The sequence below is a fragment of the Arthrobacter sp. N1 genome, from assembly GCF_048288285.1.
GTDB lineage: Bacteria > Actinomycetota > Actinomycetes > Actinomycetales > Micrococcaceae > Arthrobacter_D.
The window spans coordinates 2,031,499-2,046,706 of the sequence record NZ_CP102608.1; the positions used below are offsets into that span (position 1 = coordinate 2,031,499).

General features: G+C 69.1%; 18 protein-coding genes. 5 read left to right on the top strand and 13 right to left on the bottom strand.

Translation table 11 applies throughout. The features are described 5' to 3' along the window. The first annotated feature begins 75 nt into the window (after window positions 1-75). From NVV32_RS09285 to fabF, 4 genes are all read left to right on the top strand, one after another. A complete protein-coding gene (locus NVV32_RS09285) occupies window positions 76-1,041 on the top strand; it encodes an ACP S-malonyltransferase (RefSeq protein ID WP_422389959.1) in 966 nt (321 codons plus the stop codon). After that, complete coding sequence (locus NVV32_RS09290) at window positions 1,038-2,099, top strand: beta-ketoacyl-ACP synthase III (protein ID WP_422389960.1); 1,062 nt, start codon at window positions 1,038-1,040, stop codon at window positions 2,097-2,099. The genes NVV32_RS09285 and NVV32_RS09290 overlap by 4 nt, the downstream gene beginning before the upstream one ends. 76 nt (window positions 2,100-2,175) lie before the next feature. Further along, complete coding sequence (locus NVV32_RS09295) at window positions 2,176-2,421, top strand: acyl carrier protein (protein ID WP_026552001.1); 246 nt, start codon at window positions 2,176-2,178, stop codon at window positions 2,419-2,421. 114 nt (window positions 2,422-2,535) lie between these two features. After that, the gene (gene fabF / locus NVV32_RS09300; RefSeq protein ID WP_422389961.1) at window positions 2,536-3,771 is read left to right on the top strand and encodes a beta-ketoacyl-ACP synthase II; all 1,236 of its coding nucleotides are present in this window, start codon (window positions 2,536-2,538) and stop codon (window positions 3,769-3,771) included. Window positions 3,772-3,932: 161 nt separating this feature from the next. Here fabF and NVV32_RS09305 read toward each other — a convergent pair whose 3' ends face one another. From NVV32_RS09305 to NVV32_RS09330, 6 genes are all read right to left on the bottom strand, one after another. Then, on the bottom strand, window positions 3,933-4,436 hold the full coding sequence (locus tag NVV32_RS09305; RefSeq protein ID WP_055773336.1) for a DUF3145 domain-containing protein: 504 nt from the start codon (window positions 4,434-4,436) through the stop codon (window positions 3,933-3,935). Window positions 4,437-4,658: 222 nt separating this feature from the next. After that, complete coding sequence (locus NVV32_RS09310; RefSeq protein WP_422389962.1) at window positions 4,659-5,741, bottom strand: tyrosine recombinase XerC; 1,083 nt, start codon at window positions 5,739-5,741, stop codon at window positions 4,659-4,661. 86 nt (window positions 5,742-5,827) lie between these two features. Then, window positions 5,828-6,553, bottom strand: a complete 726-nt coding sequence (locus NVV32_RS09315) for a methylated-DNA--[protein]-cysteine S-methyltransferase (RefSeq protein WP_422389963.1) — start codon at window positions 6,551-6,553, stop codon at window positions 5,828-5,830. Between the two features lie 114 nt (window positions 6,554-6,667). Further along, window positions 6,668-7,870 (bottom strand): DNA-processing protein DprA, encoded by a 1,203-nt coding sequence (dprA, locus tag NVV32_RS09320; RefSeq protein WP_422389964.1) that lies wholly within the window; start codon window positions 7,868-7,870, stop codon window positions 6,668-6,670. Next, window positions 7,867-9,363: a YifB family Mg chelatase-like AAA ATPase gene (locus NVV32_RS09325; RefSeq protein ID WP_422389965.1), complete on the bottom strand. Its 1,497-nt coding sequence runs from the start codon at window positions 9,361-9,363 to the stop codon at window positions 7,867-7,869. Before NVV32_RS09325 ends, dprA begins: the two co-directional genes overlap by 4 nt. A gap of 38 nt (window positions 9,364-9,401) precedes the next feature. After that, a complete protein-coding gene (locus NVV32_RS09330) occupies window positions 9,402-9,767 on the bottom strand; it encodes a YraN family protein (protein WP_422389966.1) in 366 nt (121 codons plus the stop codon). A gap of 228 nt (window positions 9,768-9,995) precedes the next feature. Here NVV32_RS09330 and NVV32_RS09335 point away from each other — a divergent pair, with 228 nt between their 5' ends. After that, on the top strand, window positions 9,996-10,289 hold the full coding sequence (locus NVV32_RS09335) for a hypothetical protein (protein WP_422389967.1): 294 nt from the start codon (window positions 9,996-9,998) through the stop codon (window positions 10,287-10,289). 174 nt (window positions 10,290-10,463) lie between these two features. On the opposite strand, the gene NVV32_RS09340 is transcribed toward NVV32_RS09335, so the two are convergent. The 7 genes from NVV32_RS09340 to rimM form a co-directional block, all read right to left on the bottom strand. Beyond that, complete coding sequence (locus NVV32_RS09340; RefSeq protein ID WP_055773327.1) at window positions 10,464-10,790, bottom strand: DUF2469 domain-containing protein; 327 nt, start codon at window positions 10,788-10,790, stop codon at window positions 10,464-10,466. A 7-nt stretch (window positions 10,791-10,797) separates the two neighbouring features. Further along, entirely contained in the window at window positions 10,798-11,538 is a 741-nt protein-coding gene (locus tag NVV32_RS09345; protein ID WP_422389968.1) for a ribonuclease HII, read from the bottom strand. Next, window positions 11,535-12,368 (bottom strand): signal peptidase I, encoded by an 834-nt coding sequence (gene lepB, locus NVV32_RS09350; protein WP_422389969.1) that lies wholly within the window; start codon window positions 12,366-12,368, stop codon window positions 11,535-11,537. The genes NVV32_RS09345 and lepB (NVV32_RS09350) overlap by 4 nt, the downstream gene beginning before the upstream one ends. 91 nt (window positions 12,369-12,459) lie before the next feature. Further along, window positions 12,460-13,080: a signal peptidase I gene (lepB, locus tag NVV32_RS09355; protein WP_235499043.1), complete on the bottom strand. Its 621-nt coding sequence runs from the start codon at window positions 13,078-13,080 to the stop codon at window positions 12,460-12,462. Window positions 13,081-13,153: 73 nt separating this feature from the next. Then, on the bottom strand, window positions 13,154-13,513 hold the full coding sequence (gene rplS / locus NVV32_RS09360) for a 50S ribosomal protein L19 (protein ID WP_055773319.1): 360 nt from the start codon (window positions 13,511-13,513) through the stop codon (window positions 13,154-13,156). Between the two features lie 210 nt (window positions 13,514-13,723). Next, window positions 13,724-14,515 (bottom strand): tRNA (guanosine(37)-N1)-methyltransferase TrmD, encoded by a 792-nt coding sequence (gene trmD / locus NVV32_RS09365; protein WP_422389970.1) that lies wholly within the window; start codon window positions 14,513-14,515, stop codon window positions 13,724-13,726. Further along, on the bottom strand, window positions 14,515-15,105 hold the full coding sequence (rimM, locus tag NVV32_RS09370; protein ID WP_055773316.1) for a ribosome maturation factor RimM: 591 nt from the start codon (window positions 15,103-15,105) through the stop codon (window positions 14,515-14,517). The genes trmD and rimM overlap by 1 nt, the downstream gene beginning before the upstream one ends. Window positions 15,106-15,208 lie beyond the last annotated feature (103 nt).

The following is a 15,208-nucleotide window of genomic DNA, read 5'->3' on the forward strand; positions in this document are numbered from 1 at the left end:
TCCTACAACGCGACACCGTCAGCTTGGTTCTGCTGAACACCCGATATTGCCCCTCCCCTTTGGAAAGCTGGAAGAGTGCTTGCAATTGCCTGCCCCGGACAGGGCTCCCAGACTCCCGGCTTCCTCGCCCCCTGGCTCGAGCTCCCCGGAGTCCGCGAGCACCTCGACCAGCTGAGCGACCGCGCAGGCACCGACCTCGTCCGCCATGGGACCACCTCCGACGAGGAGACCATCAAGGACACCGCCGTCGCGCAGCCGCTCATCGTCGCCGCCGGACTCGTCACGGCCCGCCTGCTCCTGACCGGTCACACGATGACCGCCGCGACCGTCGTCGCCGGGCACTCCGTCGGTGAACTCACCGCCTCCGCCATTGCAGGGGCCCTGACGGAGGACGACGCCGGCGCCTTCGTCCGCGTACGGGCGAACGCGATGGCCCAAGCGGCAGCAGCCACGCCCACCGGCATGAGCGCGGTGCTCGGCGGTGATTTCGAGGAGGTCGCCGCACGGCTCGCCGACCTCGGGCTCACGGCGGCGAACGCCAACGGCGGAGGACAGGTGGTGGCAGCGGGAACCCTGGAACAGCTGGCCGGCCTCGCCGAGAACCCGCCGGCGAAAGCCCGCGTGATCGCCCTTAAGGTCGCCGGCGCCTTCCACACCGCGCACATGGCGCCCGCCGTGACGGCGCTGGAGGAGCTCCGGCCCACGCTCACGCCGGCCGATCCCACGGCGACCCTCATGTCCAACTACGACGGGAAGCCCATCGCCACCGGCCAGGGCAACCTCGACAGCCTGATCGCGCAGGTCTCCCGCCCCGTGCGCTGGGATCTGTGCATGGAATCGATGCAGGCCATGGGGGTCACGGGGATGGTCGAACTGTCCCCCGCCGGCACGCTGACGGGCCTGGCCAAGCGCGGAATGCGCGGTACGGCCACCCTCGCCGTAAAATCTCCTGAGGACCTGGACGCCGCGCGCAGCTTCATCGAGGAACACTCGCGGACCACGGACCCGGTCACCGCACCCATCTCCGAAGGACCTCAGTGAGCATCAGCGCCATCAAGCAATCACCCCTGCGTGAGCACACGCGCATCCTCGGCGTCGGCGCCTACCGGCCCGAGATCGTCGTCACCAACGAGGACGTGTGCCAGTGGATCGACTCGTCCGACGAGTGGATACGACAGCGCACCGGCATCGTCACCCGGCACCGGGCACCGCGGGACGTCAGCGTCATCGACATGGCCGAGGCAGCAGCACGGGAAGCACTCGTCGCCGCCGGGATCGAGGCGTCGCAGCTCGGCGCCGTCCTCGTGTCCACCGTCACCCACCCGCACGCGACACCCTCCGCGGCCGCGCAACTCACCGATCGCCTGGGAGCCACCCCCGCACCGGCTTTCGACATCTCGGCGGCATGCGCCGGCTACTGCTACGGCATCGCCCAGGCTGACGCGCTGGTGCACGCCGGGACCGCCGAGTACGTCCTCGTGGTCGGCGTCGAGAAGCTCTCGGACTTCATCGACAACTCCGACCGCACCATCTCCTTCCTCCTCGGTGACGGAGCCGGGGCCGTGGTGGTCGGCCCTGGCGATTCGGCCGGCATCGGCCCCTCGGTCTGGGGTTCCGACGGCAGCAAGCACGGGGCGATCCGCATGACGAGGTCGTTGCTCGACACGCGGGACTTCTCACTCGGGACCGTCTCCACCGAGGGCGACGCCGAACAGGACGCCGACGCCGCCCGTGAGAGTCTCTGGCCCACCATGCGCCAGGACGGGCCGACCGTCTTCCGCTGGGCGGTCTGGGAGATGGCGAAGGTGGCGCAGCGCGCGCTCGACGCGGCCGGGGTGACTGCCGATGACCTCGCGGTCTTCCTGCCGCATCAGGCCAACATCCGTATCATCGATGAGATGGTGAAGCAGCTGAAGCTCCCCGACCACGTGTACGTGGCGCGGGACATCGTTGATGCAGGCAACACCTCGGCCGCGTCCATCCCCCTCGCCATGCACCGCACGCTCAAGGAACAGCCTGAACTCAGCGGCACGCTCGCGCTGCAGATCGGGTTCGGGGCCGGCCTCGTCTTCGGGGCGCAGGTCGTGGTCCTTCCCTAGTTTTCAAGCCCAGACCGTGACAGCGCGGTTTGACCATCCCCGCCGGTGTACCGGCAGCAACAGAAAAGGAGCCACCATGGCTAGCAACGAAGAAATCCTGGCCGGTCTGGCCGAGATCGTCAACGAGGAGACCGGCCTCGCGCCCGAGTCCGTCGAGATGGACAAGTCCTTCACCGACGACCTCGACATCGACTCCATCTCGATGATGACGATCGTCGTCAACGCCGAGGAGAAGTTCGGTGTGCGGATCCCCGACGAAGAGGTCAAGAACCTGAAGACCGTCGGCGACGCCGTCACCTTCATCTCCGGCGCTCAGGCCTAGTCCTGCAGCTCCCGGCGCTACGGCCGCTCCCGGTGTCACCTGCCGGGGGCGGCCGTCTCCGTCATCCCTGCGCCCCGTTCCGCCGGCGCACGCCCTAGCTTCGAAAGAGTGACCATGCCACGCAAAGTCGTCATCACCGGACTCGGTGCAACCACCCCGATCGGCGGGGACGTCCCCACCATGTGGGCCAACTCCCTCAAGGGAGTATCGGGCGCCCGGACCATCGAAGCCGACTGGGTGCAGCAGTACGAACTGCCGGTCACCTTCGCCGCGCAGATCACGGTGCCGGCGTCGGAGGTGCTGTCCCGCGTGGAAGCCAAGCGCATGGACCCGTCGACGCAGTTCGCCGTCGTCGCCTCCCGCGAAGCCTGGCGGGACTCCGGGATCGAGGACATCGACAGGGACCGTCTGGCGGTCGCCTTCGCAACGGGCATCGGTGGCGTCTGGACCCTCCTCGACGCCTGGGACACCCTCCGCGAGAAAGGGCCGCGGCGCGTCCTGCCCATGACCGTACCGATGCTCATGCCGAACGGGCCCGCAGCAGCGGTGAGCCTTGATCTGGGCGCCCGCGCCGGCGCGCACACTCCCGTCTCCGCCTGCGCCTCGGGAACCGAAGCCCTGCATCAGGGACTCGAACTCATCAGGTCCGGCAAGGCCGACGTCGTCGTCTGCGGCGGTGCGGAAGCCGCGATCCACCCGATGCCGATCGCTGCCTTCGCCTCCATGCACGCGCTGTCCCGGCGGAACGACGACCCCGAGTCGGCGTCGAGGCCCTATGACACGAACCGTGACGGCTTCGTCATGGGCGAGGGCGCCGGGGCGATCGTCCTCGAGGCCGAGGAGCACGCACGTGCCCGCGGTGCCCGTGTCTACGCCGAGCTGGCCGGGACGTCCGTCACCGCCGACGCCTACCACATCACTGCCCCTGATCCCGAGGGCCTCGGAGCCACGCGGGCGCTCAAGGCGGCGCTGTTCGACGCGCGAGCGCAGGCAGAGGACGTGGTGCACGTCAACGCGCATGCGACCTCCACGCCGGTCGGCGACAAGCCTGAGTACACGGCGTTGAAGGCTGCTCTCGGCTCGCACCTCGATCAGGTTGCGGTTTCCGCGACCAAGTCGCAGACGGGCCACCTGCTCGGGGCGTCCGGTGCCGTCGAAGCCGTCATGACGGTCCTCGCCCTGTACGAACGCACGATGCCGATCACGATCAACCTGGACAACCAGGATCCGGAGATCCCCCTCGACGTCGTCACAGCGCCGCGCGACCTGCCGTCCGGGGACATCGTCGCACTCAGCAACTCGTTCGGGTTCGGCGGGCACAACGCCGTGATCGTCCTCCGCAGCGTCTGACACCTGCTACGCGAGAAGGCGCCGCCCCGGACGGGGCGGCGCCTTCGTCGTTCAGCCGCGGACCCGACGCTATGGACGAGGGGACGCGGGAGGTGATCCCGTAGTGCGGATCCCCTGGATCACGCTGCGCGGCAGGGCGCAGACGGACGGGATGCGGTGGCTCAGCCGACCTGGTGCAACCAGCGCACCGGCGCTCCCTCGGCTGCGTGGCGGAAGGGCTCGAGCTCCTCGTCCCAGGACTCACCGAGGGCGAGGGACAACTCGTGGTACACCGCTGCGGGATCGCCGGCGCCGGCCTCGTAGGCGTACCGGATGCGATCCTCGGTCACCATGATGTTTCCGTGGACGTCCGTCGTGGCGTGGAAGATCCCGAGCTCTGGAGTGTGGGACCACCGGCCGCCGTCGGCGCCTGCGCTCTGCTCCTCGGTCACCTCGTAGCGGAGATGCGCCCAGCCGCGGAGAGCGGATGCGAGCTGCGCGCCGGCTCCCTGGGGGCCGACCCAGGACAGTTCTGCCCGGAGCATTCCGGGCGCGGCAGGCTGAGCCGTCCACTCCATGTCGATGCGCTTGTCCAGCACCGAGCCGATGGCCCATTCGACATGAGGGCACAGCGCAGTAGGGGCCGAGTGCACGTACAGGACACCGCGCGCCATCACAACAGACATTCCATCCTCCATAGCTGTAGGTACGTCTTCCCCAACGACCTGCACTGGCTGATGAAACTGCGAACAAGCGTGCTGCTACCTTACGAGACCCACCCGCACCGGAGTGCGAGCTCTGTGTTGCCACTGATCATTGTGCCCGACGAACCTGAATTTCGCCACTGTAACTACCGCGGTGCCATTTGAGCGGCAGCGCCGCGCCGGAGCTGGGCCACACTCCCTGCATCAGGCGCGCGGATGAGCCTGCTCGTAGCTGCGTCGGAGTCGATCGACCGAGACGTGGGTGTAGAGCTGCGTGGTGGCGAGGCTGGAGTGCCCGAGCAGTTCCTGCACGGCGCGGAGGTCGGCCCCGCCGTCGAGCAGGTGGGTCGCCGCAGTATGCCTCAGGGCATGGGGGCCTCGGGCTGCCGTGTCATCGAGCGCATCGAGCGCCTCCTTCACCTGGCTTCGGACCGACCGCTGGTCGATCCGCCCTCCCCGCCTGCCGAGGAACAGGGCAGGTCCGCTCGCCGGGCTGATCCATTGCGGACGGCCGTGGCGCAGCCACGCCTCGATCGCGTTACCGGCGGGCTCGCCGTACGGAACTGTCCGCTGCTTGTCGCCCTTGCCGGTGACGACGAGGGTACGGCGCCCCGTGTCCACGTCGTCGATGTCGATCCCCACCAGTTCGCCGACGCGGACCCCGGTGGCGTACAACACCTCGAGGATGGCACGGCGCTGCAGGAGGCCGGCGTCAGTACCGGCGTCCGATACCGGCCCCTCGAACAAGCTCTGTGCCTGGGAATGGCTGAGGACCGCGGGCAGCGCGCTGCTGCGCTTGGGCGCACGGAGCCGGAGGGCCGGATTGGCCGGGACCAGTTCTTCACGCACCGCCCAGTCCATGAGGGTCCGGACGGATGCCGCGCGCCGGGCCAGGGTCGAGCGAGCCAACCCTGTGTCGTCGAGCACGCCCAGCCAGCTCCGGAAGTGGCGGAGCTCGAGCTGGCCGAGGCTCGTGACGCCGGCCTGCTGCGCGTGGCTGAGGAAGAGGCGGGCATCCTTCAGATAGGCCCGGATCGTATGAACGGACCGGTTGCGCTCGAGCGCCAGATAGTCCTCGAACGCCCGCAGCGCGGCGGAGAAGGCGAACTGATGCGCGGCGTCGCCCGGAGACTCGACGACCGCCTGGTGCTCGGCAGCGTCGTTCGCGACGGTGCCGGCCTCGACCCCGCTGTCCGTGACCGTACCGGCCGCGACGGCGTCAGCCTCGACCGCGTAGTTCGGGGTCGGGCCGTTCGCGACGGCATCGACCACGTGTCCCCTGTTCATGTCACCTCTGTGCACGTCACCAGTATCTCCCCGGATCAGGGTTCCGCCCGGAAGGAGCGCCCTGCCGATCCCCCTGCACCTCCGCACTACTGCGCCTCACCCGATTCAACCGGTGCAGCCGCACGAAGAGGGGTCCTGGGATGATCGGCCGTTTCGTGCTCCAGAAGGGCCGTCTTCACGCCGATGCCTGCTGCGTAGCCCACGACTGCGCCCGTACTGGCGACGATACGGTGTCCGGGCACGATGATGGACACCGGATTGGCTCGCACCGCCGCTCCGATGGCCCTGCCCATGCTCGCATTGCCCAACTGCTCGGCGATGTCGCGATAGCTGCGACGCTCGCCGAAGGGGATGTCTGTCAGGGCGGCCCACACCGAACACTGGAACGCGGTGCCCCGCAGCACGACGGGGACGTCGAACCGTCGCCGACTTCCTGCAAAGTACTCCCGGAGCTCACCGGCCGTCCGCACCAGGAGTCGCCGTGACGCGTCCGAAACCACGACGACGCTCTCCCCCGCTGCTGCGATGGGACGGCCCCGCTCGCCGACTGCGTCGTCGCCCGCCGTCGGAGCTGACGGGGGCATCACGTGACCGCATGGCACATCTACTGGTGGGTCGGGCGGCACCGACGCCGGGTGTCCGAGGACCTCCGCGGTGGGACGCGGCACGTGCTCTCCGTGATACAGACCGATGACAGCTTCACTGTCGACCACGATGCGTAGTGTGCCGACGGGACTGTCGACGTCGAGGTACCAGCGAACGTCCCGTCTCCCGGCAGGTTTCCGCGGACCGGTGGACCGGGTTTCGGACATCAGGATCTCCTTCAGGTGCGTTCATGCGGGTGCTTGGGGGTTCATCGGGGCTCGTGCGACGGACACCTGTGGTATCCACTCAGGAGGGCAGCAGGGACAGCGGTCCGCAACAGTTCAGGCCTTCTGCCGGCGCCACCCCTCCGGCGTCCTCACGGCGAGCCCTGCGAGTTCGAGCCGACCGAGTCCGCCCATCACCTCCCGGGCGGACAGCCCCGCTACGACGGCCAGCTTGTCGACCGTCGTCGACGCACGAACCGGAAGACCGTCCAGAACCAGCAGATCGGGGATGGCGAGCCCGTCCTGCTCCTTCGCGGGCGTCGCCGCCTCACGCGTGCGATCCCCCGTCGGGAGGCTGCCGAGGGGCCCTGCGAGCTCGGCGACGTCGGCCGCATCGGTCACGCAGACTGCCGTACCGTCCCTCAGCAGGCGGTGACACCCCGCCGAATTGGCCGAGTGCACCGACCCTGGCACAGCCCCGACAGGGCGCCCCAGGCCGGCCGCATGATGGGCCGTGTTCAGGGCGCCGGACCTCCAGCGGGCTTCGACGACAACCGTCACCCCGCTCAGTGCAGCGATCAGCCGGTTGCGTTGCAGGAACCGCCACCTCGTCGGCGAACTCCCGGGAGGCACCTCCGAGATGAGTAGTCCCCGTTCTGCAATGACGCGCAGAAGCTCCTCATTCCCTGCTGGGTAGTAGCGGTCGATGCCGCAGGCGAGAACGGCGACGGTCGGCGGAAACCCGTCACCGTCCCCCGAGGCGAGCGCGGCGCGGTGAGCCTGGGCATCGATCCCGTAGGCACCACCGGACACCACCGAGTACCCGCGCGTGATGAGACCGGCGGCCAGGTCCGCCGTCACGGACGCTCCGTAGGAGGTGCTGTCCCTCGATCCGACGACGGCCGCCAGCCGACGGCGGTCGGGAATCTCAGGCCGGCCGCGCACCCACAGACACAGAGGAGCAGCTGATTGCAGATCGTCCAGCGCGCCGGGCCACTCCCCCGACTCCGGTGTCACCAGACGACCCCCGAGGCGCGCGAGAGTCGCCAGATCGCGGTCGGGCGCGAGGTCGGCGAGGCGAGGCGCCCACCGGTCCAACCCCTCCTGCAGGTGGTCGCGGCTCCCGTGCTCCGTCAGGTCCAGGAGGTCGTAGAGCTGTGCTCGGATCTCGCGCCCGGCCCTGAGCTCCCTCCGGGCGATCCGCAGGGCATCGACGGCACCCACCACAGCCGCCAGCCCGAGCCCGACCGTATCGGACGGCTCGAACAATCTCGACAGGGCAGCCCGCGCCTGAACCGCGGCCGAGACGGGCGCGCTCACGCGGCACGCTCGTGAAGTCGGAACCCCAGGGCGGTGACGACGTCGTCCGCATCAGGGCTCCCGCGGCCGCTGAGGTCGCAGATGGTCCACGCCACCCGCAGCACACGATCCCAGCCACGCGCACTGACGAGGGCACGATCGAGCGCCCGGTCCAGGGGCGCCGTCACCCTGCGCGGAAGCGCGAGCTCGCCGCGCAGGATGCGGCCCTGCACCTCCGAGTTCGTCGCATAGCTCCATCGGCCCAACCGGGCGCGCTGGGCAGCTCGTGCCTCGGCCACCCGAGCCGCCACCACAGACGAAGCCTCGGACGGCGCCCCGTCCGCGTGGTCCGCGAGACTCACGCGTTGCACGACCACCTGGAGGTCGACACGATCCAGGAGCGGTCCGGACAACCGGTTGAAGTACCGGCGTCGCTGCTGCGCCGTACACAGGCAGTCGATTCCCTTCCCGTTGGCGAGTCCGCACGGACAGGGGTTCAGGGCGAGTACCAATTGGAATCGGGCGGGGTAGGAGGCAGTGCCGGAGGCGCGATGGAGGACGAGGCGACCGCTCTCGAGCGGCTCCCTGAGCGCTTCGAGCACGCGGCGCTCGTACTCCGGCGCCTCATCGAGGAAGAGGATGCCGCGGTGGGCTCTGGACGCCGCGCCCGGCCTGGGGATGCCGCTCCCGCCACCGATGATCGACGCCGGTGTCGCCGTGTGGTGCGGGCTCTCGAAGGGCGGCTTCCGGACCAGCTCCGCACAGTGCTGCTCACCGCTCAGGCTGTGGATGGCCGTCACCTCCATCGCGTGATCGTCCTCCAGATCGGGCAGGATACCCGGCAACCGCTCGGCGAGCATCGTCTTGCCCGCGCCCGGAGGACCCACCATCAGGAGGTGATGGGCTCCCGCCGCGGCGATCTCCAGAGCGAACCGGGCCTCCACCTGTCCGGCGATGTCGGACAGGTCTTTCGGGAGCACGGGCTGCGCGGTGGGGACAGCGACCGGATCCCGGGGCGCTGCTTCGGCGGGGTCCTCGCCCTCGACGTCCGCGCCGAAGCACGCGGCCACTGACCTGAGGGTGTGGAACGACCTGACCTCCGCCGACGGGACGAGAGCCGCCTCTGCCTCGTTCTCCGCAGCCACCACGATGCTGCGGTAGCCGGCGTCGACGGCGGCCATCACCGCAGGCAGCATCCCGCGCACGGGACGAAGCTGTCCATCGAGTCCCAGTTCCGCGATGAAGACCGTCGTGCCGCAACCCCGCACATCTCCTGCCGCAGCGAGTGCAGCCATGACGATCGCCAGGTCGAAGGACGATCCCCGCTTCGGCAGGGACGCCGGGATGAGGTTGACGGTGATCTTGCGCCTGCTGAGGGGGACACCGGCGTTGCGGGCTGCCGCACGGATTCGATCCTTCGCCTCGTTCAGGGACGCATCGGGAAGTCCGAGGAGCACGAACGCCGGAAGAGTCTGCCCGATGTCCGCCTCGACCTCGACGATGTGCCCGTTCATCCCGACCAGGGACACTGCGTAGGTCCGACCGAGCACGGTCAGATCACCGCCCGGACATGCTCGATGCGCGGGTCACCGCTCCCGTCGTCGAGAACGCCCACCGCATCGATGCGGAAGCCACTGAAGCGCTGGTTGTGCGCCCGGGCCCACTGGGACGCAAGGACATACAGCCGCTCGAGCTTGCTCGCCGTGATCGACTCGAGCGGTTGCCCGAAATCGTCCGAGCTGCGCGTCTTGACCTCGACGATCACGAGCGTGGAACCGTCCACGGCCACGAGATCGATCTCGCCGACCGGACAACGCCAGTTCCGGTCCACGATCCGCAGTCCTGCATGTTCCAGATATCGCGCCGCCGTCGCTTCTCCGCGGCGGCCCAACTGATCCTTCGCCACCATGGCGATCACCTCCCTCCCCAGCTTCGGGGCAGCGGGAGGACGACAGCCGGGTGGGATGCCCTATGTGGACAACGGAGGAATCACGCCGTGCCCGATCTGCGGACGTCGAGGGAACCGGTGTCCACGGGGACACCATCCCGGCAGCGGGAAGTACTGGCCCCCGCATCGCTGCCTCTCGTACGGTGGAAGGCCAGCGGCCTCCATGGATGCCGACACACGAGAGCCGAGGAGGCGTCGATGTCAGAGTTCAGCGGTAGTGAGGCAGACCGGCAGGACCAGCGGACACCGGCGCTCCCGGACGCCCCGACGGCGTCCGGCACCATCGCGGACGCCGGAACCGGCGGATCGGAGGCAGACCGGCAGGACCAGGGAACACCGGCGCATCCGGACGACGCCACGGCCGGAGGTGGCATCGACGGCGGCGGGACGGGTGGATCGGAGGCGGACCGTCTGGAGCAGGCCGCATCCGTCCCGGACGACGGCGAGGACACCTTCTCCCGCAGCGCCGAGGAGGATGGACTCACCCCCTGAGTAACTCACCCCCTGAGCCGGACGCCGTACCGGATCGCCGACCCGATGGACGAGCCGCGGGGGAATCAGGGCGAAGGCGCCAGGCGACGGAGATCGCGGTCCCGACATCAACCACTCGACACCGGACCCCCAGACGGCAGGAGGGGAGGGCAGGAAGGAACGCCGGGGAACGGGTCAGTTGCCGAGCGTCCCGTCCTTGGGGAGCGCGATGTCGTCCGACTTCGTCAGCTCCTCGACGTTGACGTCCTTGAAGGTGATGACGCGGACGTTCTTCACGAAGCGGGCGGAACGGTACACGTCCCACACCCACGCGTCCTGCAGCGTGAGGTCGAAGTAGACCTCGCCGTCGGCCGACCGCGCCTGGAGGTCCACGTTGTTCGCCAGGTAGAACCGGCGCTCCGTCTCCACCACGTAGCTGAAGAGCCCCACGACGTCCCGGTACTCGCGGTAGAGCTGGAGCTCCATGTCGGTTTCGTAGTTCTCAAGATCCTCGGCACTCATCGGACCATCATCCCCCACTCTCCGTGGTCGACGCGCCAACGCGCTCCAGGTTGCCCAGCCGCCAGGTCCTGCGGTGGAACCCGGTGGGCCCGACGGCGTCGATCGCCGCCCGGTGGGCCTCGGTGGCGTAGCCCTTGTTGACGTCCCAGCCGAAGGCAGCATGATCGCCGGACAGCGTCACCATGTACGCGTCCCGCTCGACCTTCGCCAGGACACTGGCCGCCGCAACGCTGAGGCAGGTCAGGTCGGCCTTGATCCTCGTGTGCACGGGGGCAGTGCATCCCGGGGCCTCCACGGGAGGGGCGCCCTCGTCCGTCAGGAACAGGGGTTCCTGCTGCCGCGCGGACAGCCAGTCGTGGTTGCCGTCGAGTACGACGACGTCGGGAGACACGATCCGGAGCACCCCGTCCCACGCACGGCTACCCGCGGTGCGCAGCGCGCTCATCAACCCGAGGGAGTCGATCTCGGCAGCGGAGGCGTGACCGACGGCGGAAGCGACCGCCCAGCGCCGGATGCGTGGCACGAGCGCCTCGCGCTCGGCGGCAGCGAGCAGCTTGCTGTCCCGGACGCCCCTCAGGCCGGCGACGGAGTGCAGGTCCACGACGACGATGCCGACGGACACCGGCCCGGCCAACGCTCCCCTGCCCACCTCGTCGCAGCCGGCGACGAAGCGGTGCCCCTGCTCACCGAAGGTCCGTTCGAAGGTCAGGTTCGGGGCCGCGGTGCGCTTCCTGCGCGCTGCGGTCATGGTCCCGAGGGCGTGGGTGCTGCGGGAGTGGGCCGGGCCGCGGCCTCCGGCTCGGGGATGCCGTCGAAGACCTCGGGATGGTTGCCGAGGAAGCCGATCCTGTTGAGTGGCCACGCGATGACCGCGGCCTTGCCCTCGATCTCGTCCACGCTCACGAAGCCCTCGCCCGGCTTGTCACGGTTCGCCCGCGAATCGGCCGAGGCGTTGCGGTGGTCCCCCATGACCCAGACCTTGCCCTCGGGCACGACGACGTCGAACGGCACGTCCGACGGGTTGGCTCCCGGGAAGAGGTAGGGCTCGTCGAGCGGCTCGCCGTTGACGGTGATACGGCCCTGGGCATCGCAGCAGATGACGTGATCGCCGGCGAGGCCGATGACGCGCTTGACGAGGTGCTGCTGGGATTCGTCCGGGGCGAGCCCGATGAAGATCAGGGCCTCCTTGAACCAGCTCACCTGCGTCTGGGTCTGCGGGGGCAGCCATCCCTCGGCATCACGGAAGACGACGATGTCCCCGCGCTGGAGGTCGAACGGCTGCGGGACGAGCTGGTTGACGAAGATGCGGTCGTCGATCTCCAGGGTCTCCTCCATGGAGCCCGACGGGATGAAGAACGCACGGAAGAGGAAGGTCTTGATGAGGAAGGAGAGCACCAGGGCGATGACGACGATCGTCGCGATCTCCTTCAGCCAGGCACCGACACCGCGATCGGCCTCCTTCTTCGCCCGTGGGCGCCCGGCGCCGTCCTCGGACGTCTGCGGTGCGTCCGGGTCGAAGGGGTGTGCTGCGGGTGCCTCGGCCCCCGAAGCCGACTTCCTGCGGAAGCTCCGTGCCATGTGCTGATGTCCTTCGTGGTCGTGATTCCGGCGGCTGCGCGCCCGGATGCGTTACTGCCTGGGCGGCGTCAGCGCCGCAGTGCTGCCCACCTCAGCCGACGTGGCGCTCGATCGGCGCGAACCGGTCGAGTGGCCAGACTAGCTGAAAGGCCCTGCCGATGATCCGATCCTCGGAGACGAGGCCACCACCGGGCGCGCCGAGCAGGGACCTCGAGTCCATGGACGCGGAGCGGTGGTCGCCGAGGAGCCAGACGCGCCCCTCGGGGACGACGACGTCGAACGGCTGCTCACTCGCCGCATCCCCCGGATAGACGTACGGCTCGTCGATCCCGTTCCCGTCCACGCTGATCCGGCCGTCGGCCGTGCAGCAGACCACGTGGTCCCCCGCGACCCCGACGATCCGCTTCACGTACACGGTGTCGCTGCCCGAGAGTCCCAGCCACTGGCCGGCACCCGCCACGATCCGTTCCGGGAGGGATCGCGGGTCCGTGATCGGGTCGAAGGATCCCCGGCCGTCGAAGACGACGACGTCGCCCCGGCGGAGTTCCCCGCGCGTGTCGTGGAGCTTGCCGACGAGGACGCGGTCCCCCTCGGTGAGCAGCGGCTCCATCGAGGCCGACGGGATGAAGTAGACGTCGATCAGGAAGGCGCGGACCAGTCCGGTGATCAGGGCGGCGACGACGACGGCGGAGAACACGAAACGCCAGCCCACACGATGGGGCCGGCGTTCCGGGTGCTCTCCGACCGGGGGTCGGGAAGCAGGGTCTTCATGCACTGTCAGGGAGTTACTTGACCGTCTTCGGGTCGCGCTTCTCCTTGATCTTGGCTGCCTTGCCGCGCAGCTCGCGCATGTAGTAGAGCTTGGCGCGGCGGACGTCGCCCTTGGACACGACCTCGATCTTGTCGAGGACGGGGCTGTGGACGGGGAACGTACGCTCCACGCCGACGCCGAAGCTCACCTTGCGGACCGTGAAGGTCTCGCGGATGCCATCACCCTGGCGGCCGAGGACGAAGCCCTTGAAGATCTGAACACGGGTGTTCTTGCCTTCGATGATGTTGACGTGGACGTTGACGGTGTCACCGGCGCGGAAGTCGGGGACGTTGTCGCGGAAGGATCCGGCGTCGACGGAATCGAGAATGTGCATTGTCGTACTCCTGGTGAACGCCACAGGTCACTCACGTGGGTCACGGCGGTCAAGGACGGGACGGGGTCCGGGCAATGCCGCCGAAGAGGTTGTCCCGGCCGATCCGATGCTTCGGTGGCCGGTGTGCGACTGTTGGCCGGACGCCCCCTGTGGCAGGGTCCGGCCCAGTGGACACGAATCACCATTCTTCCACAGGCCGCCCGCCAACCACTAATGCGGAGGGCGCATGAGACGGCCTCCGACGACGACGAACCCCGCCTCCCGCAGTGCCTTCAGGTCCGCTGCCGGCAGCGACGTCGCGTCGATGTCCCCGAGGAGGTCCGGTCGCCTGTCGGCGGTCCGCCGGAACTGCTCCATCCGGCGCCACCGCGCGATCCTCGCGTGGTTCCCGCTGAGCAGCACCTCGGGGATGTCCCGGCCCCGCCACGACGACGGCTTCGTGTAGACGGGGTACTCGAGCAGTCCGTCGGCATGGGACTCCTCGACGAGGGACTCGGGGTTGCCGACCACACCCGGGATGAGCCGACCGACGGCCTCGACCATCGCGAGGACGGCGACCTCACCGCCGTTGAGCACGTAGTCGCCGAGGGAGACCGGACGGACGTCGAAGCCGTCCCGGGCCCAGTCGATCGCTCGCTCGTCGATGCCCTCGTACCGGCCGCAGGCGAAGACGAGGTGTTCGAGGCCCGCAAGTTCGTGCGCCATGGCCTGGTCGAAGACGGCCCCGGCGGGCGACGGGACGATCAGGGTGGGCCTGTGCTGCGACGCCGGTGCCGCCGCCAGCACGGACTCCAGCGCCTGCGCCCAGGGCTCTGCCTTCATCACCATGCCGGCGCCCCCGCCGTAGGGCGTGTCATCGACCGTCCGGTGCCGGTCGGTCGTGAAGGTGCGCAGGTCATGGACGCGCACGTCGAGGACGCCGTCCTGCCGGGCCTTGCCGATCAGCGAGAGATCGAGTGCGGCCAGGTACTCCGGGAAGATGGAGACGACGTCGATGCGCACTAGTCGCGTGCCTCGCCGGTGTCGCTGGCCGTCACACCGTCCGCGACGTCGTCGCCGTCGTCGGGCGCCTGGTTCGACCCCGGCGTGTTCAGGTCGAAGAGACCGGCCGGCGGCACGATGACGATGAAGCCGTGCTCGGTGTTCACCTCGGGGACGATGTCGCCGACGAACGGCACGAACGCCTCGTGACCGTCGGCGAGTTCGACGACGAGGAGGTCCTGGACCGCCAGGGTGCGCAGGGCGGTCACCTTCCCCACCGAGACACCGTCCACCCGGGCGTCGAGCCCGACGAGTTCGTGCTCGTACCAGGCGTCGTCGTCCTCGTCCCCGGCGCCGGTGGTGTCGATGAACAGCTGGGCACCGCGCAGGGTCTCGGCCTGGTTCCGGTCGGCCACCTGCTCGAAGGCGACGATCAGGATGTCCTTGTTCCAGCGCGCCTTCGCCACGGTCAGTTCGGCGACGGCGGCACCCTCGACCCGGAAGGTCTCACCGGCATCGAACCGGTCCTCGGGGGCATCGGTGAAGAGCTGGACCGTGACCTCGCCCCTGATGCCGTGCGGCTTCCCGATCCTCGCGACGAGTACGTCCATGGTGGTGCTCCTGCTCTCGTGCCGGTAGCGGCGTGAAAAGGGTGTGACATGCGACCGGCCCCACCACCATGTCCTGGTGGTGGGGCCGGTCGTGACGCTGTGA